Origin of the sequence: Nonomuraea polychroma, assembly GCF_004011505.1 — a bacterium.
GTDB classification, from domain to species: Bacteria; Actinomycetota; Actinomycetes; order Streptosporangiales; family Streptosporangiaceae; genus Nonomuraea; species Nonomuraea polychroma.
In genome coordinates this window covers 4379566-4401989 of the sequence record NZ_SAUN01000001.1, presented here as the reverse complement: position 1 = coordinate 4401989, position 22424 = coordinate 4379566, and the positions used below count along the sequence as shown (strand labels likewise).

Annotated in this window: 23 protein-coding genes and 3 pseudogenes; 10 read left to right on the top strand and 16 right to left on the bottom strand. The window is 68.7% G+C overall.

Features of this window, described 5'->3' with window-relative positions:
- Positions 1-122 precede the first annotated feature (122 nt).
- Positions 123-1175, top strand: a complete 1053-nt coding sequence (locus EDD27_RS20135; RefSeq protein WP_127933778.1) for a methyltransferase — start codon at positions 123-125, stop codon at positions 1173-1175.
- A 42-nt stretch (positions 1176-1217) separates the two neighbouring features.
- Here EDD27_RS20135 and EDD27_RS20130 read toward each other — a convergent pair whose 3' ends face one another.
- Positions 1218-2039: a universal stress protein gene (locus EDD27_RS20130; protein WP_127933777.1), complete on the bottom strand. Its 822-nt coding sequence runs from the start codon at positions 2037-2039 to the stop codon at positions 1218-1220.
- A 134-nt stretch (positions 2040-2173) separates the two neighbouring features.
- Here EDD27_RS20130 and EDD27_RS20125 point away from each other — a divergent pair, with 134 nt between their 5' ends.
- Entirely contained in the window at positions 2174-2683 is a 510-nt protein-coding gene (locus EDD27_RS20125; RefSeq protein WP_127933776.1) for an ATP-binding protein, read from the top strand.
- Between the two features lie 23 nt (positions 2684-2706).
- On the opposite strand, the gene EDD27_RS20120 is transcribed toward EDD27_RS20125, so the two are convergent.
- On the bottom strand, positions 2707-3060 hold the full coding sequence (locus tag EDD27_RS20120; RefSeq protein WP_127933775.1) for an ArsR/SmtB family transcription factor: 354 nt from the start codon (positions 3058-3060) through the stop codon (positions 2707-2709).
- A 55-nt stretch (positions 3061-3115) separates the two neighbouring features.
- On the opposite strand from EDD27_RS20120, the gene EDD27_RS20115 reads away from it, so the two are divergent.
- The 5 genes from EDD27_RS20115 to EDD27_RS20095 all read left to right on the top strand — a co-directional run bounded on the left by EDD27_RS20115 (position 3116) and on the right by EDD27_RS20095 (position 7354).
- Positions 3116-3880, top strand: a complete 765-nt coding sequence (locus tag EDD27_RS20115; protein WP_127933774.1) for an SDR family NAD(P)-dependent oxidoreductase — start codon at positions 3116-3118, stop codon at positions 3878-3880.
- A gap of 134 nt (positions 3881-4014) precedes the next feature.
- Complete coding sequence (locus EDD27_RS20110; protein WP_241564152.1) at positions 4015-4629, top strand: hypothetical protein; 615 nt, start codon at positions 4015-4017, stop codon at positions 4627-4629.
- 115 nt (positions 4630-4744) lie between these two features.
- Positions 4745-5068, top strand: coding sequence for a hypothetical protein (locus EDD27_RS54380; RefSeq protein WP_164903698.1), 324 nt, complete (start codon positions 4745-4747; stop codon positions 5066-5068).
- 10 nt (positions 5069-5078) lie between these two features.
- Positions 5079-5591, top strand: coding sequence for a TetR/AcrR family transcriptional regulator (locus tag EDD27_RS20100; RefSeq protein ID WP_127933772.1), 513 nt, complete (start codon positions 5079-5081; stop codon positions 5589-5591).
- The gene (locus tag EDD27_RS20095; protein ID WP_127933771.1) at positions 5588-7354 is read left to right on the top strand and encodes a DUF5605 domain-containing protein; all 1767 of its coding nucleotides are present in this window, start codon (positions 5588-5590) and stop codon (positions 7352-7354) included. Before EDD27_RS20100 ends, EDD27_RS20095 begins: the two co-directional genes overlap by 4 nt.
- Positions 7355-7418: 64 nt before the next feature.
- Here the strand turns inward: EDD27_RS20095 and EDD27_RS20090 are convergent.
- From EDD27_RS20090 to EDD27_RS20040, 11 genes and pseudogenes are all read right to left on the bottom strand, one after another.
- Positions 7419-7679, bottom strand: a pseudogene (locus tag EDD27_RS20090) (substrate-binding domain-containing protein); the annotation flags it as partial.
- A 75-nt stretch (positions 7680-7754) separates the two neighbouring features.
- Positions 7755-8135 carry a transposase gene (locus tag EDD27_RS20085; protein WP_241564150.1) on the bottom strand — a complete coding sequence of 127 codons (381 nt, stop codon included), beginning with the start codon at positions 8133-8135 and terminating at the stop codon, positions 7755-7757.
- The gene (locus EDD27_RS56735) at positions 8087-8227 is read right to left on the bottom strand and encodes a transposase (protein ID WP_241564149.1); all 141 of its coding nucleotides are present in this window, start codon (positions 8225-8227) and stop codon (positions 8087-8089) included. The genes EDD27_RS20085 and EDD27_RS56735 overlap by 49 nt, the downstream gene beginning before the upstream one ends.
- An 86-nt stretch (positions 8228-8313) precedes the next feature.
- Positions 8314-9768 carry an FGGY-family carbohydrate kinase gene (locus tag EDD27_RS20075; RefSeq protein WP_127933769.1) on the bottom strand — a complete coding sequence of 485 codons (1455 nt, stop codon included), beginning with the start codon at positions 9766-9768 and terminating at the stop codon, positions 8314-8316.
- Positions 9761-10717 carry a transketolase family protein gene (locus EDD27_RS20070; protein WP_127933768.1) on the bottom strand — a complete coding sequence of 319 codons (957 nt, stop codon included), beginning with the start codon at positions 10715-10717 and terminating at the stop codon, positions 9761-9763. The genes EDD27_RS20075 and EDD27_RS20070 overlap by 8 nt, the downstream gene beginning before the upstream one ends.
- On the bottom strand, positions 10717-11643 hold the full coding sequence (locus EDD27_RS20065) for a transketolase (protein WP_206641532.1): 927 nt from the start codon (positions 11641-11643) through the stop codon (positions 10717-10719). The genes EDD27_RS20070 and EDD27_RS20065 overlap by 1 nt, the downstream gene beginning before the upstream one ends.
- Complete coding sequence (locus tag EDD27_RS20060) at positions 11640-12635, bottom strand: sugar phosphate isomerase/epimerase family protein (RefSeq protein ID WP_127940817.1); 996 nt, start codon at positions 12633-12635, stop codon at positions 11640-11642. The genes EDD27_RS20065 and EDD27_RS20060 overlap by 4 nt, the downstream gene beginning before the upstream one ends.
- Before the next feature lie 28 nt (positions 12636-12663).
- Positions 12664-13551, bottom strand: coding sequence for a carbohydrate ABC transporter permease (locus EDD27_RS20055; protein WP_127933767.1), 888 nt, complete (start codon positions 13549-13551; stop codon positions 12664-12666).
- Positions 13548-14444, bottom strand: a complete 897-nt coding sequence (locus EDD27_RS20050; RefSeq protein ID WP_127933766.1) for a carbohydrate ABC transporter permease — start codon at positions 14442-14444, stop codon at positions 13548-13550. Before EDD27_RS20050 ends, EDD27_RS20055 begins: the two co-directional genes overlap by 4 nt.
- Positions 14445-14457: 13 nt before the next feature.
- Complete coding sequence (locus tag EDD27_RS20045; RefSeq protein ID WP_127933765.1) at positions 14458-15753, bottom strand: ABC transporter substrate-binding protein; 1296 nt, start codon at positions 15751-15753, stop codon at positions 14458-14460.
- A gap of 26 nt (positions 15754-15779) precedes the next feature.
- The gene (locus tag EDD27_RS20040; protein WP_127933764.1) at positions 15780-16661 is read right to left on the bottom strand and encodes a nucleoside hydrolase; all 882 of its coding nucleotides are present in this window, start codon (positions 16659-16661) and stop codon (positions 15780-15782) included.
- Between the two features lie 241 nt (positions 16662-16902).
- On the opposite strand from EDD27_RS20040, the gene EDD27_RS20035 reads away from it, so the two are divergent.
- Positions 16903-17913 (top strand): sugar-binding transcriptional regulator, encoded by a 1011-nt coding sequence (locus EDD27_RS20035; RefSeq protein WP_127933763.1) that lies wholly within the window; start codon positions 16903-16905, stop codon positions 17911-17913.
- Between the two features lie 65 nt (positions 17914-17978).
- Here the strand turns inward: EDD27_RS20035 and EDD27_RS20030 are convergent, their stop codons facing one another.
- Together EDD27_RS20030 and EDD27_RS20025 are read right to left on the bottom strand one after the other, a co-directional pair.
- Positions 17979-18548: a hypothetical protein gene (locus EDD27_RS20030; RefSeq protein WP_127933762.1), complete on the bottom strand. Its 570-nt coding sequence runs from the start codon at positions 18546-18548 to the stop codon at positions 17979-17981.
- Between the two features lie 218 nt (positions 18549-18766).
- A complete protein-coding gene (locus tag EDD27_RS20025) occupies positions 18767-19669 on the bottom strand; it encodes an MBL fold metallo-hydrolase (RefSeq protein ID WP_338324650.1) in 903 nt (300 codons plus the stop codon).
- 338 nt (positions 19670-20007) lie between these two features.
- On the opposite strand from EDD27_RS20025, the pseudogene EDD27_RS58785 reads away from it, so the two are divergent.
- Together EDD27_RS58785 and EDD27_RS56730 are read left to right on the top strand one after the other, a co-directional pair.
- Positions 20008-20157 (top strand): annotated as a pseudogene (locus EDD27_RS58785) (DUF3040 domain-containing protein); the annotation flags it as partial.
- A 534-nt stretch (positions 20158-20691) separates the two neighbouring features.
- Positions 20692-21480 carry an alpha/beta hydrolase gene (locus EDD27_RS56730; RefSeq protein WP_241564148.1) on the top strand — a complete coding sequence of 263 codons (789 nt, stop codon included), beginning with the start codon at positions 20692-20694 and terminating at the stop codon, positions 21478-21480.
- 339 nt (positions 21481-21819) lie between these two features.
- Here EDD27_RS56730 and EDD27_RS56725 read toward each other — a convergent pair.
- Positions 21820-22356: pseudogene (locus EDD27_RS56725) on the bottom strand (sigma factor); the annotation flags it as partial.
- Positions 22357-22424: the final 68 nt, after the last annotated feature.

The following is a 22424-nucleotide window of genomic DNA, read 5'->3' as shown; positions in this document are numbered from 1 at the left end:
TCTGCCGGTCATGCTGGCTCTTCGCCCTTCGATCGGCAGGCTGGTGGCAAGACCGAGCCGATCGGTCGCGTGGTAGCTTCGGGCAAGGAAGCCTTGATCCGGCGCGAGGAGAGTGCCCGGGCGTGACCACCGAGGACGATCACGACGAGCAAGGCCGGCCATCGGCATGGCAAGCGGCATGGGACGTGCTGGCACCCGTAACGGACCTGGTCACGCCGATGGCGGTGCGGGTCGCGGCCTCGCTGCGGCTGACCGATCTGATGGCCGGCGACGCTGTGCCGGTCGAGGAGCTGGCACGCCGGTCTGACAGCAACGCCGACGCGCTGGGCCGGCTGCTGCGTCACCTGGTCTGCCGGGGTGTCTTCACCGAACCGGAGCCGGGCACGTTCGCGGTCAACGAGCCCGCCGCGCTGCTGGCGTCCGACCACCCTTCCGGGATGCGGGCGCGGCTCGACCTGGACGGCTTCGGCGGGCAGATGGACCTGGCATTCATCGGTCTGCTGCACACGGTCCGCACCGGGCAGCCGGCGTGGGAGACGGTCTTCGGCGCCCCGTTCTGGCGCCATCTCGCCGCGAACCCAGAGCTGAGGGTGTCGTTCGACGCGATGATGGCGGCCGGAGCGGACTACGTCGCCGATGCTGCCAGCGGGTACGACTGGTCCGGTGTGCGGCACGTGGTCGACGTCGGCGGTGGCACCGGCGCCCTGCTCGCCGAAGTGCTGCGCGCCCACCCGGATATCCGGGCCACGCTCGTGGATCTGCCGGACACAGTGGACCGAGGCCGGCACTACCTGGCGGAGCGCGGGTTGGATACGCGGTGCGCGTTCGTCGGCCAAAGTTTCTTCGATCCGCTGCCCGCCGGGGGTGACGCGTACGTGCTCGGGCGGGTGGTGCACGACTGGGGCGACGACGACGCCCTGCTGATCCTGCGTCGGTGCGCCGACGCGGCCGGGCCGCACGGACGGGTCGTCGTGATCGAGTCACACGGCCACTCCGGTGACGACCCGGCCATGTTCGCCGAGATGAACCTGCGCATGCTCCTGCTCAGCGGCGGCCGCGAGCGCACTGTCGAGGACTACATCGCCCTCGCTGCCGAGGCCGGGCTCGATGTCGCCGACGTTCACAGCACTGCGCGCGGGCACGTCATCCTCGACTGTATTCCGCCGGGCCCTTGACGCGGATCAAGGACCTGGCCGCCGCCGATCGACCGCTGCTGCCTACTGCTGGACCTGGATGATCGCCACTGGGCAGGTGGCGTGGTGCAGGACAGCCTGGCTGACCGAGCCGTGCACCAGTGCGCTGAGCTCGTGGCGGTGGTGAGAGCCGACGACGAGCAGGGATGCCTCGGACGAGGCCCGCATCAGCGCCTTGCCCGGGTGGCCGGCGAGAGACTCCTGGACGACGGCGACTGCGGGGTAGCGCTCCTGCCACCGGTCCAGGAAGTGCTCCGGCAGGACGGCGCGACCTGGGCCGGCTGATCCGTCGGCGCCGACGTGCGCCAGTGTCACGGTGTTCGCCGTCCGGGTGGCGTACGCGAACGCGAAGCTCAGCAACGCCTCGCTCTCGTCGTGGCCGGCGATGCCGACCACGACAGGTCCGTGTGGTGTGAAGGGTCCGCGTACGACGACGACGGGGCAGGCGGCCTCGGTCGCGAGCCGGGCGCCTACCGATCCCAGAAGCAGGCCGCCGATTTCTCCCAGCCCGCGGCTGCCCACGACAAGGAGCTCTGCTTGGTGAGAGTCGTGCAGCAGTGCGGTGGCGGGCTCGGTTTCCGGCAGGCTGGTGGTCACCTCGATGCCGGGGGCGACCGCCCGCGCACGGTCCAGTGCGGTGGCCAGGACGCGTTCGGCGGCGTGCCGGAGGCCGCCTTCGGGGGGCGCTCCCGGTGCCGGTCCGAGGGGGACTCCCAGGAGGGGCCAGATGAAGGCGTGGAGGATCTGCAGCGGCCGACGGCGGCGTTCGGCCTCGCCGGCGGCCCACTCCACAGCCCGCAGGCTCTCTTCAGAGTCGTCCACGCCTACGACTACAGGGCTCGTCATTGCTGTCCTTTCAAGGGGAGGCGCCATTGCACCGTCAGCGGTGTTGAGGCGGCGACCATGAGCGCCGCCGCGTCCACGGCTTTCCTTCGGCCGCATCGACGACAGCACTTCCGGAAGCAAGACCGGGTAGCGGCGTGATTTGTGACATCCATGCCGGTGCGCCCCTGCTCCTGCTCGCCGCCCTCGAGGCCGACCTCGGCAGAGGGCTGGAGGAAGTGGATCTGACGGCTCTGGTCGAGACAGTGGCGGCTCGGCGGGCCGAGAGCCATGACGTGCGGCTCGACCTCGAAGCCGCGGTGACGGTGGAGGCCGTCTCCTGGCAGCTGGCCCGGTTGCTCGACAACCTGCTGGACAACGCCCTACGTCACGCCACGCACAGCGTCGAGGTTGACCTGCGTCGCGCAGGTGACCATGCGGAGCCGGCCGTGGCCGACGACGGGCAGGGAGTCCCCGCGGCCGACCGAGAACGCATATTCGAGCGCTTCGCCCGCCTGGACACCGCCCGCTGCCGCGATCGCGGAGGCGTCGGCCTGGGCCTGGCCATCGCCCACGACATCGCCTCAGCTCACCACGGCACCCTGCACGTCGAGGACGCGGCCGACGGTGGCGCGCGCTTCGTGCTGCGCATCCCCCTCGTCCGCTGATCCACTCATCCCGCCGACGGTCTTCAAGCAGGTTGCTGACCGTCCTTCAGGCTCACCTGACGCCCGATTTCCTCATCCTCGGCAGCGGCCAGCACCACCTGCAGGAGCCCGGGGAAGCGGGCCTGCAGATCCTGCACGCGTAAGGTCACGAAGCAGCGGGTGCCCTCCTGACGGGTGCGGGTCAGCCCGGCATCACGCAGGACCCGCAGATGGTGGCTGAGCGTCGACTTGGCCACCGGCGCCCGCAACTCGCCCCACCCGCGCTCACGACCGTCGGCCAGCACCCGCACCAGACCGATCCGGATCGGATCACTGAGCGCCGCCATCACCCCGGTCAGCCCGATCTCGCCCACTTCGGGGTGCTGCACGTGCCTCATGCCACCATGGTAGCTTGTTCGATGTTTCACGAACAACGAACGAAAGGAGGGTGACGTGACCGTCCCACCCGCCAATCACCTGCAGGACCAGGTCGCGATCGTGACCGGAGCCGGATCCGGGATCGGCCGCGCCACCGCGATCGCCCTCGCCCGCGCCGGAGCGCACGTGCTCGGCGTCGGACGCCGAGCCGACGCCCTGCATCAGACCGCCGCCCACCATCCGGGCATCACGACCATGGCCGCCGACATCACCGCCGACGGCATGCCCGGCGCCGTCATCAAGCAGGCCATCGACCGCTGGGGCCGCCTGGACATCCTGGTCAACAACGCCGGCGCCACCGCCGTCATGCCGCTGGCCGACACCGACGCCGCACGCATCGCCGACCTGCTGGCCCTGAACGTCACCGCGCCCAGCCTGCTCGCCCACGCCGCCTTGCCGCACCTGCGCACCAACCGCGGCACGATCATCAACATCTCCAGCACCTACGGCCACTGCCCCCTACCGGGCGCCGCCCACTACGCCGCCACCAAGGCCGCCCTGGAACAGCTGACCCGCAGCTGGGCGCTGGAACTGGCCGCCGACGGCATCCGCGTCAACGCCCTGGCCCCCGGCCCCACAGAGAGCGAGGCCCTGACCGCCGCCGGCCTGCCCGACACCGTTGTCGAGCAGATCAAGCAAGACGAGTCCGCCCGCATCCCGCTCGGCCGCCGCGGCACTCCCGAGGAAATAGCCGCCTGGATCGTGCATCTCGCCGATCCCCGTGCCACCTGGATCACCGGCCAGATCCTCACCGTCGACGGCGGCCTGGAACTCACCTGAAGACTCCCTTCCCGCAGGTCCGGGCAGCGGTAGCGAGTGGCACGCCGGCCGCCGAGAGCGCCCCGGCGGACGGCCGGTTTGCCTGCCCAGACGATGACAAGTCGCATACAAGCCGGTGCCGCCATCGTGGGGTCATGAGGAAACGCCGTCGTGGAGGCACGAGCAGACTCCGTCGCTACGGCCCGAGCCACACCCGCCCGAACGGCGAGGACGCGGGCCCCCGTCCGGCTCTTGGCACCGCCTCCCGCGGCCGGGGTCCCGGGCGGATCGGCAGAGCGCTGATCGTGCTGATGTGGGCGGGCGCCTTCCTGGTGCCGATTCCGCTGTCCGTGCCGTCCATCCTGCTGGCGGCAGGCGCCGTCGGCACGCGCGGCACGCTCACCGTGGATGCGTGCGTCAGCCTCGGCCGGGGACGTTACGACTGCGAGGGCACGTTCGTGCCCGGCGACGGTGGCCCCGCGATCCCGGTCTCCGCCCCGCCCGACCTGGAGGCGGGTGACACGGTGGCGGCGCAGCTCACCCCTGAAGGCGAGCGGGCGGCCGTGGCGGGGCCGCGCGGCGTGCTGACCGCGCTGATCCTGCCCTTCCTGTGCGTCGGCGCGCTCGGCTTCCTGCCGTACGTCGTCCTGTACTGGAGCTCCCGCGTCACCCGCCGCCACCTGCGTGCGGCCGCGCTCGGCGGCGGCGTGCTGACCGCCGTCGGGCTCGCCGGCGTCACCACCGGGCTGATCGCGATCTACTCGGTGTGATCCGCGGCCACCGGCATCCGCGGCCCACCCCGAGGACTTGCCCTAAAGGCTCGCCTGCGCGTCCTGCTCAAGCTGCTGTGCGAGGAGGCGGTGGCGGTCGGCCAAGGCTCGCGCCATGGTCGCGCTCGACGCGCTGCCGGTGCGGCCTGCGCGGCTCTACGTCGACGGTCTCCACCCGGTGGTTGTGGGCGGGGCCGCCGAGATCGTCGACGACCCGCGCGACGCCGACCTGATCGTGGTCCGGATCGCGGCGCCGTGGGAGGCGCGGGAGACGTGCATGCTGGAAACCGGCCGGAGGGACGGCTGCCGTTCGACAGCCCACGCTCGATGGACGCGGTCGAGAGGAGCCTCCCGGACGTTCCTGGGGACACCGCCGACGCATTGTTCCGCGCCGGATACGCTGCCAGCACACAGCCGGGATCACCCGGACCTGAGATGAGGGAACACCGTTGCCCGACAGGGAAGCGCTCACACCGTCGCGTCCCCGCCCCTATGAGAGCCCCGGCCGATACGAGAAGGGGCGGGCGAAGCGCCGGCAGATTCTCGACGCCGCGCTGGCATTGATCGCCGCGAACGGTTACGGCAACACGAGCCTGCAGCAGATCGCCGACGCGGCGAACCTCACCAAGGCAGGACTGCTCCACCACGTCGGCTCGAAGGAGGACCTCCTGACCGACTACTTCAGCGAGCGCTACCGCCGGGTCGCCGGAAACGTGCGCGCCGACATCAGCCACGCCGCGGACGCAGGCGAGCTGCGGCCCGGGCTCGACGCCGAGATGGTGTCCCGCATCCTGATCGCGGTCGCGGACGGTCTCCAGCAGCAGTGGCAGTACGACCGCTCGATCGACATGGCGGCGCATCTCGACTACCTGTGGTCGCTGCTCGGCACAGCACCGCCTCGGGACCTCGACGAGCGTGAGGATCCCGCCGATGGGACCGGCGCCCAGGGAGGCGCGGCATGAACGACCGGCGATTCGGACCGCACACCCTGCTCGCCGATCTCCTCGACCACGCCGAGGCCCGCACCATCATCCGGCGCACGCTGCCGGGGGTGGTGAACTCGCCGCTGCTCGTCCAGCTGCGCCGGCGCGCCCTCGGCGACATCACGGCCTCGGGACCGTACGCCCGGCTCACCCCCGCACAGCTCGATGACCTGTGGCGCGAGCTTGCCGCACTCGACGCCGGTGACCCGCGCGTACCCGCTGATCCGCCGGCGATCGCGCCGGATCCCCGCTACGAGCCGGCCGGCACGCCTCGCGGTTCGGCCGACGTGATCTCCGCACCCCCCGCCGGCGACGTGTGGGCGACCTGGGAGCTCGCACTCGCCGGACCGAGCCACGGCAATCCGTTCGTCGACGTCGAGGTCCACGCACGCGTGACCGCCCCCGACGGGTCGGCACGCCGGCTCGGCGGCTTCTATGACGGCGACGGGATCTGGCGCATCCGGCTGCTGCCCGACCAGGCCGGACGCTGGGTCGTCACCACGGAAGCGACCACGCCCTCCCTCGACGGCATCACCGTGGAGCTCACCGCGGCGGCCGGTACCGGCCGGGGACCGGTCCGGGTGGCCGGCCGGCATCACTTCGCGTACGCGGACGGCACGCGTCACCTGCCGCTCGGCACGACCGCGTACGCCTGGACCCACCAGAGCGAAGCGCTGCAGGAACAGACCCTGCGTACGCTTGCCGGCTCACCCTTCACCAAGATCCGGATGGGGGTCTTCCCGAAGTCGTATCTCTTCAACGCCAACGAGCCTCCGCTCCATCCGTTCGAGCGGAACAGCGACGGCACGTGGGACGTCACCCGCTTCAACCCCGCCTACTTCCAGGCCTTCGAGCGGCGGATCGCGGATCTGGCGGCGATCGGCGTCGAAGCCGATGTCATCCTGTTCCACGCCTACGATCGCTGGGGCTTCTCTGACATGGGCGCCGCCGCGGACGATCGCTACGTCCGGCACGTGGTCCGGCGATTGTCGGCGTTGCCGAATGTCTGGTGGTCGCTCGCGAACGAATACGACCTGTTGTTCTCCAAGACCGTCGACGACTGGGAGCGGCTGGCCGCGATCGTGGTCGAGGAGGACCCGGTCGGGCACCTGTTCTCCATTCACAACTGCTTCGGCTTCTACGATTACGGCCGGCCGTGGATCACCCACGCGAGTGTGCAGCGCATCGACGTCTACCGCACCGCCGAGAACACCGACCAGTGGCGTGAGCAGTGGGGCAAGCCCGTCGTCATCGATGAGTGCGCCTACGAAGGCGATATCGACCAAGGTTGGGGCAACATCACGGGTGAGGAGATGACCCGGCGGTTCTGGGAAGGCGCGGTGCGCGGCGGCTACGTCGGACATGGGGAGACCTACCTCAACGAGCGCGAAGAGTTGTGGTGGTCGAAAGGCGGCGAACTCGTCGGCTCGAGCCCGGATCGGATCGCCTTCCTCAAGCAGATCATCGAGGAATCGCCGACCGGTGTGCTCGACCCCCTGCCCGGTGACTGGGACGTCCCCTGGGGCGGCGTGGCGTCGCGCTACCTGATCGCCTACTTCGGCTTCAACCGGCTGTCCTATCGCGACATCACGATGGAGCCCGGCACGGTCTGGACGGTCGACGTGATCGACACGTGGAACATGACCGTCGAAAGGCTGCCCGGCACCTACTCGGGCAGCTTCCGGGTCCCCCTGCCGGCGCGCCAATACATGGCGATCCGACTGGTCGCAGCGGACGCGTAGCACCACCCAGTCCCGCGTGACCGCTTCCTTCAGGAGGCGGTCATGCGGCGCTGATTGTCGCTGGTCACTTCCTGGCGAGCACGCCGAACTCGTCGGCGTTCTCCGCGGTGACCAGCTCGCAGTCGATGGACTGCTTCTCCTCCTCGCCCGTCTTGCCGCTCTTGATGAACTGGTCGGCCTGGTCCACGGCGCTGGTCGCGCCGAGCGCGGCCGGCTGCAGCGCGGTGGCGTGCATCTCGCCCGCCTTGATGGCGGCGATGGCGTCGGGACTGCCGTCGAAGCCGACGACCACGACCTTCTTCAGCAGGCCCGCGGCCTTCAGCGTCGCGACCGCGTGAACCGATGGTCTCCATCTTGTTGACTGCTCCTCCGCCTGAAGCTGAAGGCGGGGATTCCTGGCTCACGCTGCCTGCCGGTCCAGCGGACGGTCAGGTCTTACGCGATCAGCACCAGCCGGGGAGTTCTTGTCTCTGCGGCAGGCGGTTCCGCACGCGGCGCAGGTGTAGGTACGTTCGGAAAGAGGTAGTGCGTGCTTGGTTCTCGCTCCGCACTGTGCGCAGTCCATGGTGGTGTGCGCGGGGTTGACCAGCCGCAGGTCACGGCGGTGCTTGCGGGCCGTCTCGACCAGGGCGCGCTTGGTCGCACCTATGGCCGCGTCGGCGGCCTTACGCGCCATGCTGGACTTGGCCAGGAACTTCGGACGAAAGTCCTCCACCGCGATCACGTCATGGTCTACGGTGTTGATCGCCGCGTTGACGTCGGCGTGCGCGGTGTGCCGCATGCCGTACATCGGAACTCGGCCTCGGTGATCCGGTTGTCAGCTGCACAGTGCCCGCATTCGGCGAACGTGCGGGAGGTGTTGGCGGGGTTCACCGCGATCAGGCCTCGACCGGCGCTCTCAGCCTTGTGCGACAGGATCGTCAGGAACGCCGATCAACCGGCATCCAGGATGCTGTTGTTCAGTCCGGAGGCCGGGATCTGCGGACGGCCGCGTGCCAGGCGTGCTTCCTGGCCGCTCGTTCCGTCTCATCGAGGGTGGGCTCGAACCGGTCGGCCGGGCGTGGCCGTTGTTCCAGCTGGTCGAGGGTCCACAGCTTGGCTGCGAGCCCGGTGGCGTCGGCGACACCTAGCGCGGACAGGTCGTGCTCGCCGGAGCGGGCGACGACGCGCCCGCTGAGATCCGCCTGCAACCGCATCAGCCGGGTACTGCGGGTGAGCCCGCCGTCAGCCATGAGGACGCGTACGTGTCCGACCGCCTCGTCGGCGGCGGCCACCACGTCCTCGATCTGGAAGGCGACGGCCTCGAGAGCGGCGGCGACGAGCTCGGCGCGCCGGGTGCCCAGCGTGAGGCCGGTGACAACCGGGGTCGCGTCCGGGTCCCACCAGGGGGCCCCGAGTCCGCCGAACGCGGGCACGAAGTGTACCCCTCCCGGGTCGGCGTCCTCCGCCTCGGCCAGCAAGATTTCGGCGGGTACGCCCAGCAGCTCCGACAGCCAGGCGATCGTGCGGCCGGTGGCGCGGATGTTGCCCTCGACGCACATCATGGGAGCGTCGATGTCCCAGGCGATGCTGCGGCAGAGGCCAGTCGTCCGGCCGCCGTCGCCGATGGCCATCACCGACGAGCCGGTGCCGTAGGTGGCCTTCACCACCCCGGGGCGCCAGCCGGCGTGGGCGAACATCGCGGCGTGCGAGTCTCCCATGACCGCCAGGACCGGGACCCCGTCGGGGAGCGGAGCCAGGTCGCGGACCGCGGGGAAGGCCCCGCAGGAGGGCACCACCCGCGGCAGCACCTCGAGCGGCACTCCGAACAGCTCCAGCAGCCGGGAGTCCCATTGTCTGGTCCCGATGTCGAGGAGCTGGGTGCGCGAGGCGTTGCCGACCTCGATGACATGCTCCCCGCCGAAGCGGCTGAGCAGCCAGGAGTCCACGGTTCCCAGGCACAGCTGGCCCGCGCGGCTGCGCCGCCGGTCCGGATCGTACGCGTCGAGCAGCCAGCGGGCCTTCAGCGCGGAGAACATGGGGTCCAGCGGCATCCCGGTCACCGCCCGCACCAACTCGGCCGCGCCGGTGGCGGCCAGCTCGTGGCACCGGGCGGCGGTGCGCTGGTCCTGCCAGCTGAGCAGCGGCCCGAGGGGCTCGCCGGTGCGGCGCTCCCACAACACCAGGGACTCTCGCTGGTTGCTGAATCCCACGCCGGCGACCCGATCGGCCAGTGCGGGGTTCACGCAGACGGCGACCGCCTGCCGCACGCTCTGCCACAACTCTTCGGCGGACTGCTCCACCCAGCCGGGGCGGGGCTGCGCCTCGGTGACCGGCGCGACCGCGCGAGAGACGACGTGGCCGTTCTCGTCGACGAGGAGCGCCTTGGTCGAGCTGGTGCCCTGGTCGATGGCCAGGATGAGCGGGTTAGCCATGGCGGAGCAGTCCTCGCGCGGACTCGGCGATCCCCTCGGGGGACATCCCGTACCGGTCGAGCAGGAATGCCGCCGAGCCGGTCGGTGCGAACTCCGGCACGCCGAGGATCGTGACATGCGCCGGATGATGCTGGACGACGGTCTCGGCGACCGCCCCGCCGAGGCCTCCGGCGACGGTCGACTCCTCGACCGTGACGATGCCGGAGGTCTCCCGGGCGGCCGCCACGACCGCCTCCACGTCGAGCGGCTTCACCGTCGGCATCGACAGCACCCGCGCCGAGATCCCCTCGGCCGCGAGCTGCTCGGCGGCGACCAGCGCCCGCCACAGGACGGTGCCGTTGGCGATCAGCGTCACGTCGGTCCCTTCGCGCAGTGTCACCGCCTTTCCGGGGACGAACTCGTAGTCGTCGGCGTTGACCTGTGGCACGCTCATGCGGCTGACCCGCACGAACACCGGCCCCTCGACCGCGGCCGCCCAGCGCAGGGCGGCACCGGTCTCGACGGGATCGGACGGGACGATGACGGTCAGGTTGGCGATGGCCCGCAGCCAGGCGATGTCCTCGATGGAATGGTGTGTCGCGCCGAGTTCGCCGTAGGCGACACCGGGGCTCATGCCGCAGAGCTTCACGTTGTGGTTGGAGTAGGCGACGTCGGCCTTGATCTGTTCCAGCGCTCGTGCGGTGAGGAAGCAGGAGGCCGCCGACACGAAGGGGATCCGGCCGCCGTTCGCCAGCCCGGCGGCCACGCCGACCATGTCCTGCTCGGCGATGCCGACGTTGATGAGCCTGTTCGGGAAGGACTTGCGGAAGCTGTTGAGCTTGCTGGAACCGATCGAGTCGTTCACCACTCCGACGATCCGGTGGTCCTCGTGGGCGAGCTCGGACAAGGTCGCGACGTAGGCGTCCCGGCAGTCGAAGCGGGGCAGGTCGGCGACCGAGGTTCGCGGCATCAATGCTCCTTGCCGAATCGGGGATGGCGCACCGTCTCCAGCTCGGTCAGCGCCTGGTGGTACTCCGCCTCGTTCGGCACCTTGTGGTGCCAGGCGACGTTGTTGCTCATGAACGAGATCGGATGCCCCTTGTGCGTGTGGGCGATCACGAACGTGGGCTTGCCCGGCCGGAACGGCACGGACGACAGCACGTCCAGCAGTTCGCCGTGGTCGTGCCCGTTGACCTCGACCACGGCGAAGCCGAAGGCGGCCGCCTTGTCCGGCAGCGGGTCGAGGTCGTTCGTCTCCTTGACCGTGGCACCCTGTTGCAGCCGGTTGCGGTCGACGATCACGGTCAGCCTGTCGAGCTGGTACTGCGAGGCCGCCATCATCGCCTCCCAGTTGCTGCCCTCCTGCAGCTCTCCGTCTCCGACCAGCACATAGGTACGACGCAGGGACACGTCCAGCTTGGCCGACAACGCGTGCCCGACCGCGACGGGCAACCCGTGCCCGAGCGGCCCTGTGTTGGCCTCGACGCCCTGGACCTTCGTGCGGTTGGGATGCCCGTTCAGCGCCGACAGGGGCTGAAGGAAGGTCGCGAGGTCGGCGACCGGGAGGAAGCCGAACGCCGCCAGCGTCGTGTACAGCGCACCCGCGACGTGACCCTTGCTGAGGATGAACCGGTCGCGCTCCGGATCGGTGAGCCGGTCGGGGCTGATGTCCAGCACCGTGCCGTACAGGGTGGCCAGGATGTCGATCGCCGAGAAGTCACCGCCGATGTGCCCGGCGCCCGCGTGGTACACGAGCTTGAGGTCCTGGATCCGGATCTGCCGCGCGGCTTCGGCGATGTGCGCGATCTGTTCCGCGCGGCCCGCGTGCGCGGCCAGCCGGCCGAGCACGGGCATGGTGACGTGCTCAGTGGTCTCCAGCGGATGGATGGCCGTCACGCGTCCTCCTCCAGCCCCGCCATCGAGGTCAGCAAGGCGTTCTGGACAAGTCGTTGTGCCGCCAGCGCGTCGTGCGCTGCCTGGGCAGCGGCGAGTGCCGTGTCGTCCAGCACGTCGAGCGCGCGGTGCACCGCCTTGAGGAAGCGGATCGCCTGCCTGGCCGCCTGTACGCTGTCCTCGCGGAACGGGAACTGGTCCAGCTGCCACACTCCCTGCCAGTCGTTCTTCCGCAAGGTGTGGAAGAACTCGAAGGTCTCCACCAGGTGGACGGAGCCGACGACCATGTCGTCGTCCCAGCCGCGCATGTTGTCGTTGACGTCGATCGCGAACAGCCGCCCGTAGTCGATGGCCAGTTGCGCCGCGTCGGCCGGTGTCTCCTGCCCGTAGAGGGAGTGGCCGAAGTCGAGCAGGATGCCGAGGTTCGGCAGGCCGATCCGTTCGATGCCGAGCAGCGTCCTGGCCACGCTCGGGAAGATGATCTTCACTCGCGGTTCACGCGGCTTGTACTCGATCACATAGTTGATCTCCGGGTGCGCGGAGCACAGCTCTTTCAAGCCGTCGAGCGCGAGCTGCCAGATGTCGTGGTAGTCCACCTGGAACGGGTAGTCCCAGCCATCCTGGCCGGGCCACAGCTTCACGTAGGAGCAACCGAGCTCCAGGGCCACGTCGGTGGCATCGTGCATCAACGCGAGCGCACGCTTGCGAACCGCCGGATCCGGGTTGGTGAACGACCCCTTCACGAAGTCCCGCGTGTAGATCTCGGGAGTGATCGCGATGGCGCGCAGGCCGTTCTTGTCCAGCGCGGCCTTGACGTCATCCAGCGTGCCGTCGAAACCGGCGAACGGCCAGTTGAGGTCGACGACCGAGAGGTCGCCCACGGCTCCGGCCCGGTCGATCTGCTCCAGCAGGCCGACCGGCGGCCCGTACCCGTCGGTGGCATAGCGGTCCTTATACGTGGCGAAATGCCAGATACCGGCGCCGAAGGTCGGCATATCTGTCACGATGATCACTCCTAGTCAGTCATCCCTTGGTGGCTCCAGCGGTCAGACCGCCGACGATCCACCGCTGGAGCAGCGTGTACGCGATGAGGATCGGCACGACCGCGATCAGGATCCCCGCGGCCAAACCGGTGTTGTTGCTGGAGAACTGGCCCTGGAAGTTGAGCAGCCCGACAGGGAGCGTCTTGTTCGCGTCGGAGTTCAGCAGGATCAGGGCGAACAGGAACTCGTTCCACGTGGCCACGGCGTCCAGGATCGTCACCGTGACCAGGGCGGGTGCGGACAGCGGCAGCACGATCCTCCAGAAGATCCGCCAGTCCCCGGCGCCGTCGACACGCGCCGCCTCGAAGATCTCGTTCGGGAGCTGCCGGAAGAACGACTGCAGGACCAGGACCTCGAACGGGATGCCGAACGCGAGATACGGACCGATCAGGCCGATGACGCTGTCGGTCGCGCCCGCGGTGCGCATCATGATGAACACCGGCACGATCGCGATGTAGATCGGGATCGTCAGCCCGAGGAAGACCGAGAACATCACGGTCCGCCGGAACTTCATCCGCAGCTTCGCCAGGGCGAATCCGAGCATCGCCGAGATCAGCACGCCGAGCGGCACCTTGAGGATCAGCAGCAGGGCGCTGTTGCCGTACGTCGTGGCGAAGTTGCCGATGTCCCAGGCGTCGGCGAAGTTCTGCCAGGTGAACGCTGACGGCCAGGACAGAGGGCCATTGCCGACGAAGTCCGAGAGCGGCCGGATCGCGGTGACGAGGAGCAACGCCAGCGGCGAGATCCAGAAGAGCGCCACCACGGTCACCACGATCGTCAGGCCGAGGCCGCCCTTGCCTTTGGCGGGCTGGGCCGGCTCAGCGGGGGCGACGGCCGTGGTCTTGGGGGCGGAGACAACCGACGTCATGCCGCACGCTCCCTGGTCTGCGACAGCACGTACGGGATGCCGACCGCGATGGCCACGACAGTGATCACGACGGCGATGGCCGTGCCGTATCCGGCTTGGTAGTACTGGAAGACGTTGGCGTACATCCATGTCCCCATCACCTGGGTGGCCGTGCCCGGACCGCCGTACGTCATGGCATAGACCATGTCAAAGACCTTGAAGGAGTCGATGAGGGACAGCGCCAGCACGATGTAGTGCGCGGAGCGCAGGCCCGGCATGGTGACATGCCAGAACTGGTGCCACCGGCTCGCCCCGTCGACTCTCGCCGCCTCGTAGAGCTCCGAGGGAATCCCCTGCAGGGCGGCGAGATAGAGCAACATCGGGAACCCGGTCCGCAGCCACACCGCCGGCACCATCACGGCCCACAGCGCGGTGGAGTCCTGCCCGAGCCACGGCTGGGCCAGGTCGTCCAAGCCGACGAGGCTCAGGAAGGAGTTGATGGCGCCGTACTGAGGGTTGTAGAGCCATCCCCAGATCGAGGCGATCGAGACGAGCGGCAGCACACCGGGCGCGTAGAAGATCAACCGCAGCACCGGTTTGCCGCGGACCTTGCCGTTCAGCACCATCGCCAGCGCCAGGCCGATCGTCACCGGGAAGACGATCGTCACCAGCGACCAGATGAGATTGTTCCTCGCCGCGGTCAGCACCACCGGGTCGCTGAACATCCGCGCGTAGTTGTCCAGCCCGACGATGTTGTACGCCGGGCTGAGGCCGTCCCAGTCGGTGAAGCTGAACCACAGGGACGACACGGCGGGATAGACGAGGAAGACGACGTAGACCCCCAGCGCGGGAAGGGCGAACAGCCACGGCCGCCATCGCCCCCGCCGGGCAGGGTGGGCGCGCAGGATTGCCATCAGGTGCCCCGTGTCAGTCGCGGGACCAGGCGGAGACGATCTCCTGCATCTTCTTGGCCGCCGCGGCCGGCGTCATCGAGCCCTGGAGCAGATCGCTCTGCACGCTGAAGTACTGGTCCGCCTCCTTCTTGGGGAAGGCCTGGTCCTGGATCGTGTAGAAGGGGCGCGCGCCGTACTTCTCGCCCCACTCCGCCGACAGTGGCAGCTCCTTGGGGTCGGGCTCGGCGCCTGTGACCGTAGACGAGGTGATCTTCATGGCTTTCTGGCTGTCCGGCTTCATGAGGAAGTCGAGCAGGGCCGCGGCCTTGTCCTTGTTGCCCGAACGGGCGTTGATCATGTAACCCTCGACGAACCCGGAGTGCCGGGCCGGGGTGTGATCGGTAGGCAGCTGGAAGTTCCCGAACTGTGCGGGATCCTTCTTCGCCGCCAGGATGGCCGAGGTCTCCGACCACTGACCCTCGATGCTGTACGCGGTCTTGCCCTCCACGTATGCCCGTCCGATGTCCGCGGGATCGAGGCCCAGCGCGCCCTCGGGCAGCCACTTCTCGTCCTGCCACTTCTTGAACAGGGTGAACGCCTCGACGACCTCAGGCCGGTCCCAGCTCTCCTGCCCGACCAGCAGCTTGTCGTGGAGCTGAGGACCTGCGGTGTGCTCGAGCAGGTACTCGAACAGGCGCATGACATGCCAGCCGAACTTGCCGCCCAGTCCGCACGGTGTCACTCCGGCGGCGACGAGCTTGCCGTTCATCTCCTCGAGCTCGGCGTACGTCGTGGGCACGGCGGTGACACCGGCCTTGGCCAGCAGCTCCTTGTTGTACCAGGCGCCCAGGCCGCGCGCCGTGAACGGGACGCCGCTCTTGACGCCGTCGAAGGTCATGCCTTCGATCGCCGCGGTGTTGATCGAGGAGTCCCAGCCGTACTTCTGGTAGTAGGGCGCGAGGTCCGCCGCCTGCTTGGCCTTCGCGAACGGCGCACCGATCTGCCCGCCCCAGATGCGCCAGATGTCGGGACCGCTGCCGCCCAGCAGCTCCGTCCGGAGTTTGTCGGGATATTGGGCGGCGCCTGAACCGGGAAGGCTGTCGATGGTGGTGGTCGTGCCGTTCTGCTCGTCGAACGTCTTCACCTGGGCCTTCAACAGGCCGATGGTCTCATCGTCCTCGTAGGTGAACAGGCGGAGCTTGTTCGACGCCGGAGCCGTCGCGCCGCCGCTGCTGAGAGATGCCCCGGTGCAGGCGGTGAGACCGAGCCCGGTCACCGCGACGGATGAGAGGGTGAGGAATCCCCGACGGGTGTACGACCTGCCAGTCATGTCGATCTCCTTACGTCGGCCGTGCGTCAGCCGTGCTCGCGCCCGAAGGCCCGGATCTTGGCGAACATGTCCTCCAGCAGGAACCGCACGTCGACCTCCTCGCAGACCCGGATCGGATGGTTCGAACCGGGCAGGTAGGAACCGTCCGCGCCGAAGCGCGGGGCGGGTCGCACGCGAAAGTTTCCGCTCCACGGGAAGAGCATCAGCGCGATGGCGGGGGAGTCGCCCAGGGAGCGGGACTCGATCGGCTCGGAGTGGTAGGTCGCGTTCCACTCGTGCAGCTGCTTGATCAGGTAGCGGCCCAGCGGACCGGCGTCGCCGATCTTCTCCTCCAGCTCGGCATAGCTCACCGAGACCTTGCTGTAGACGTCTCTGGGCACCTGCCACACGGTGATGCCGGAGCCGAACACCACGTTGGCGGCGTGGACGTCGTTGGAGAGATTGAACTCGATCCCCGGTCCCTCGTCGAACCCGCGGTATCCGCCGCCGCCGATCCAGATCACGACCACCGGTCGTCGTACGAGGTCTGGGTCCAGGAGGATCGCGGAGGCCATGTCGGTCAGCGGCCCGAGGAACGCCACGTAGAGCGGATCGTCCTCGCTCGCGAGCTTCGACTCCTCGATGATCAGCCGCGCGCCGGGCGAGTCCATCGGGGTGTGCTCGTCCGGCAGCGCCGTTGCCGCGCCGTTCGCGACCGTGACGGAATCCGTCAGACCGAGCAGGTCCAGCAGGAGGTCGATCTCCTCACGGGACTCCTCCATGCTGCGCTGCGATCGCCGGGTGCCGAAGTGGGCCGGGATCAGCGCGCGCATGTCGAGAGTCGGCGACAACAACCCGTGGACGATGGCGAACTGGTCATCCGCCTCGTTCTTGGCGTCGGTGTTGATGATCACTCTGCGTTTGCGCACCGCAGCCTCCTAGTGCATAATTATGCGCTGCTGCATAATATTCCGTGCCGGTAGGTTGGCTGATTCTCGGAGCACTGTCAATAACTTCGTGCCACGTTCGGCAGTGAGGAGCTTCTCGTGGGGCGGTGCGAACCGGGCGGCCGGGGCGGCGACGGGCTATGTCTGAGGGCGCGAGGAGTGACATGCGGGATGGAAAATGTTGGGCGAGGAGACTTCGCGATGGTGAAGGGGACGGATCCTGATGGCTGTGCACGCGGCCGGCGCCGGCCGGTCTGTCCCCGACGGGCGGGTGCGGCTGATCACCAAGGTCGCGCACATGTACCACGAACAGGGAATCCGCCAGGCCGACATCGCCGACGCCCTGCACATCTCCCAGACGAAGGTGTCCCGGCTGCTCAAGCGGGCGGGCGAGATCGGCATCGTACGGACCGTGGTCGTCGTCTCCCAAGGCGTGCACTTGGCGCTCGAACAGTCCCTGGAGAGCCGGTACGGCTTGCGGGAGGCGGTCGTCGTCGACGTCGACGGTGACGAGTCGGAGATCATCGCCGGCATCGGCTCGGCCGGAGCGGCCTACCTCGAGGCGACCTTGACCGGTGGAGAGCGGATCGGCATCTCGCCGTGGAGCCAGACTCTGCTGTCGGTCGTCGACCGGCTGCACCCGCTCCGCGTGGCAGGCGCCGAGCGAGTCGTGCAACTCGTCGGCGGCGTCGGCGAGCGTGCCGTCCAGGCCAAGGCCAACCGGCTGCTGAGTCATCTCGCCGAACTGGTCGGCGCCGAACCGATCTACGTCCAGGCCCCGGGCCTGGTCGGCACGGCCGAGATTCGCCGGAGCCTGGTCACCGATGCGGCCATGCAGTCCGTGGCCGAGGAGTGGCAGAACCTCACGATGGCCTTGGTCGGCATCGGCAGCGTGCAGCCCTCGCCGTTGCTGCGGGACAGCGGTAACGCGATCGCCCCCGCCGACCAGGACCAACTGCTCGCCGCGCACGCCGTCGGCGACGTCTGCCAGCGGTTCTTCGACGCGACCGGTCAGCTCATCCGCAGTGACCTGAACAGCCGCGTCGTCGGTATCGACCCTGAGACCTTCCGTACGATTCCACGTCGGATCGCCCTGGCCGGCGGCCGGCGCAAGCACGCGGCCATCCGCGCGGCGATCAGCGGCGGCTGGGTCAACGTCATCATCACGGACGTGGCGACGGCCCACGCCCTGCTCGATGAGGATCAGCGCGCGGAGCGCCCGATGGCCTTGTAGAAAGCCGATGCCCGGCAAGGGTCAGTGCAGGCGCTTCGGCGGGGAGGCCGCCGCGGCTCGTCAGGTCAGAAGCGTCGGCACTGGTCTTCCTTGTTGCCGCCGACGACGTTCTTGCCGCCGGTCGGCTTCGGGCGGTTCTCCTTGCACTGCAGGTCGCCCTTGACGGCGTTGCGGTGGATCTGGACGCCGCCGCGGTTGCTCATCACCTGGATGTTGCCGCCCACCCGGTTGCCGTTGACCCGCTGGTAGCGCCGGTTGTCGTCAAGCTGGATGTCACCGTTGATCCGCGATGACGTGACCGTGGCGGCACCGCCCTGCTTGACCTGGACGCTCCCGTCCACCAGCGAGCCGGAGATCACCGACACCGACCGCGCCCCCTCGGCCTGGACGTTGCCGTCGACCCTCACCTTGTGCGCCACCAGCGTCGCGTTGCGCCCGACCTTGATGTCGCCGTCGACGCGGGTGCCCACCAGGGTGCACGTCGCGCCCTTCGGCACGTACACGCCGTCCACCGCCACGGCGCGGATCGTGCCGCGGCAGGTCCGCTCGTCGGCAAGCGCCGGGGTGGCCACCACGAGTCCGCCGAACACGGTGCCGAGAGCGGTGCCTGCGAGGATCAGTTTGATGTTGTTCATGTCGTTCCTTCCCCTTGGGTCTCAGTTGCTCCATGAGAAGGATGTCGATCAGCGGTGAGGGCCCAGTGAGACGGACATTAGCCCCTTCTCATCTCGGGTCATGTCGACGTGTGCCGCGGGCAGCCCGTCCCGGCTCGGTGTGCCGGGCGCACCAGCATGGTGATGGGCGATGCGGCGGGGGCGCGTCTGGCTTGGGTCGCATCTTGGTGCGCTGAGGATCAGTCGGGCGGCGCCAGTTCGAGGTCGGCAAGTGCGGCGTAGTGCATGAACTTGAATGGGTTGAGCATCTGGTTCTGCGCGACCAGCGAATCCAGCAGGCTTTGCCGCAGGCCGACGAGTTCGGGATCGTCGGGATGGCTAAGGAGCCCCAGGTCGACGACATGCAGTGCCAGTGCGTGCTCGCCGCGCCGCGCTAGTGCGAGGCCTGCCGTGTTGAAGGCCGCAGGGCTCTCGCCGGCCAGCAGGTCCAGCGCAGCCGCCAGCTCCGCAGGTGCGAAGCGCTCAATGCCCTCGCCTCCCCGGTGCCAGTATCCGGTCCGCTGGCGGTGCACACGTTGAATGAAGTTGTCGCGGGTGACCAGGTAGGGCATGACGGAGACAGGATGATCCTTGAGAACGCCTGGCAGGTGGTTGAGCTGCAGGATCTCGACGAGCGTCAGCCCGTCTGCGATCCCGGCTGCGACGATCCGTTCCAGGTCGCGTAAGGCCGCCAGCAGCCCGGGGAAGGTCTCGATCGTGTAGTTGTCGGTCAGCGCGGTGTGCCCGTGGATGAGTTGCCGCGGTCGTAGGTCTATGATCATCTGCATGGCTTCGAACAGGCCCTGAGCGGAGCCTCCGGCGAGGGTCGGTGAGCCGAGATAGGGCATGCTCATGTCGCCGGTGAAGGCCACGTCCAGGCTCGGGATGTGGATGACCAGCCCGTCGTCGCTCTCTCCTCCGGGGATCGGGATGAGCGTGAAGTCCACGCCGCCGACCGTCAGCTTCTCCTCGTTGTCCACGAGGTGGTCGGGTGTGACGTGGGCGCGACGGCTTTGCCCGCGTGGGAGGTAGTATCCGAGCGGCGGTGGGCCGGAGTTCTGCAGCGCGAGTTCGTGGGGGAAGTTCGTCTGGGCGATCACCATGGCGCCGTCGGCCGTTAGGGCAGATCATCGCCAGGGCGGTAGTGAACAGCGGCTCGACCATCAAATTCCGGCGAAGCGGGAGACGTACTCGCCGGTAGGCTGGTCCGACCCGCACGTGCGACCCCCTCGTGGCCAGACGGGCACACCGGCCGAGCGGGAGAGCCTCGTCCGGTATTCGCCGACACAAGGCCCACCTCTTCACCGTCCTAGGCGTGTGAGACGCGCGTCGTCCAACTGTTGCATAATGCAATGGCGATGGGCGTCCGCAGCCAGCCGCTGCTGGCGTCGTCCCGGTGCCATGCCGGATCCCAGACGGCTATCGAACGAGGCGTGAGACCATGGGCCTTTCGCGGGAGGAGCGCCGAGCGCTCGACGAGATAGCCAAGCGCTTGGCCTGTGACGATCCCGAGCTCGACGCGGTGCTCTCCGGTTCGGCAACCCGCGCCCCGAGGCCAGAGTCGTCATCGTCGACCACCTCCTCCCTTCTTCAGGTCTGGTTCATGTTGGCGCTTATCACCTGTGCGATTTTCATGATCGGCATGGTGATGTCGCTGATGGCAGGGGAGAGGAGCTGCACGGGCTTACGCTCCAAGTCCTGCACGGAACCTTCCGCCACAGCAGGGAGATAGACAAGTCTGCGCCGACTCCGGCACCTGAGGGACGTTCATCCCGCCAACCGAGGTAATGCTCCTCGTTAGCGCCTGCGCGGCCGATTGCCTGAGGCGCACGAGTGTCCTTTGCCGATGCGGAAGCCGTTCGCCAGACGCTGGGTCCGACCTGCAACGGGCGGCCACTCTGCGTTAGACGCGCTGCTCCTGAGGTAGGAGAAGGCCTGGTCAGCGCGCGACGGGGGGCAAGCGATGGCATCGACGGCGAACCGCGCCCGGGACTGGAGCCGGCACAGTCGGGGTCGGGGCGATCCACACCTCCGTCGAGCCGTACGCGCGCATGTTCGCGGACCTCTCGCCCGACGTCGTACACGTACCGGAACGACGATCGCATTCCTGGCCACGCTCGCCACGGTGGTCACGACGCAGCCGGCCGATGCCGAGGCGAGCGGACCCCTGCCCTGTCCGTCACCGGGCTCCGTCAAACCGACGATCGTCCTGGTCCACGGAGCCTGGGCCGACACCTCGAGCTGGAACGGAGAGATGGAGGCGCTGCGCCGGGCCGGCTACACCGCGCGCGCCATCGCCAACCCGCTGCGCGACCTGGACGGGGACGCCGCCACCGTCGCGGACTTCCTGAAGACCGTCTCCGGCCCGGTCGTCCTGGTGGGGCACTCCTACGGAGGCTCCGTCATCACGAACGCCGCCGCGACCGCCCCGAACGTCAAGGCCCTGGTGTACGTCGACGCGGCGGTACCGGACATCGGGGAGACCACCGCCCAGCTCAGCGGATCCGGCTCCGCCCTCAACGGTGACCCCGACTCGCTGTACGACAAGGCGTCCTACGCCAACGCGCCCCGGGGGGCGAGCGACCTTTACCTCAAGAAGGACGTCTTCGTCGGCTCGTTCGCCTCGGACCTGCCGCGGGACACCGCCGTACGCCTCTGGGCCTCCCAGCGGGCCGCCTCGACCAGCGCGTTCCAGACCCCGTCACGGGCCGCGGCGTGGAAGAAGATTCCGTCCTGGTACTTCGTCAGCACCGGCGACCGGATCATCACGCCGGCGTCACAGCTCTCCATGGCGCAGCGCGCCCACTCCGAGGTCACCAAGTTCGCGGGAGGGTCCCATCTGACCCTCGTCTCGCACCCGGACGCGGTCACGTCCGTGATCGGATCGGCGATCTGCTCCGTCAAGGGGGAGTAGACGACTACCCGATGAAGCGGCGGATGCTGCGCGGGATCCGAGAGCGGGCCGAAGCCCAGCGCTGACGCCTGGTGTCGTGGCTCCGGCTCGCTCAGCTCTCATCGGCTCCGTGGAAATCCGTCGACGAGGTGACCGGTCGGCGGCCCGAAGATGGCAACTCGAGGGAGGCTTCACCCTCGAGTCGCCGTCGTCGGACCTGGCCGACACGTCAGCAGCGAGCAGTTCTTCCAATGCGGCGAGGTCGCCGGTCTGCGCCGCAGCGAGGAACGTCCGCACGAGGCGCCGGTGTGCGGTGGTGTTCACCGGCCGACGTCGCTCGGCGGCGAGGTGTTCGTGGGCGCGCCGCACGAGTTGCCGCGTGTGGTCTGCACCCAGGTCGAGAATTTCGGAGATCCGCCGGTAGGGGTAGTCGAATGCCTTGCGGAGGAGGTATGCCGCCCGTTCGGCGGGCGTCAGTTTCTCCAACATCAACCGGATCGCCACATCGACCGCCACATGTCGTTCAGCCGCTGTCTCAGGGCTGACACTGCGGTCCGCCATGTCGGGAAGCCAAGGGCCCGAGGACGTCTCGCGACGCCTGCGGGCGGACTGGGCGACATTGATGGCGAGCCTGGTGGTGGTCAGCGCAAGAAACGCGGGCGGACTGATGACGACCGAGCGGTCGGTACGTTCCCAGCGCAGCCACGCCTCCTGCACCACGTCCTCGGCCTCGCCCACGTCCTCGAGGACGCGGAGCGCGATCGCGAAGAGCCGGGGCCGTGCGGTGACGAACACCGAAGCGGCCCTGTCCAACTCGCTGATCAACCGGTCATCGACTGCGGAGACCGTCGGACTGGTCTGCGCTGCGTCGTCTCTGTGCGACTCCCACAGGGTCATGGTCACGGTCTCAGCTCCGTTCGCCCACAGCATCCGGCGATGCCACTGCGATAACGGTCGCTTTCGGG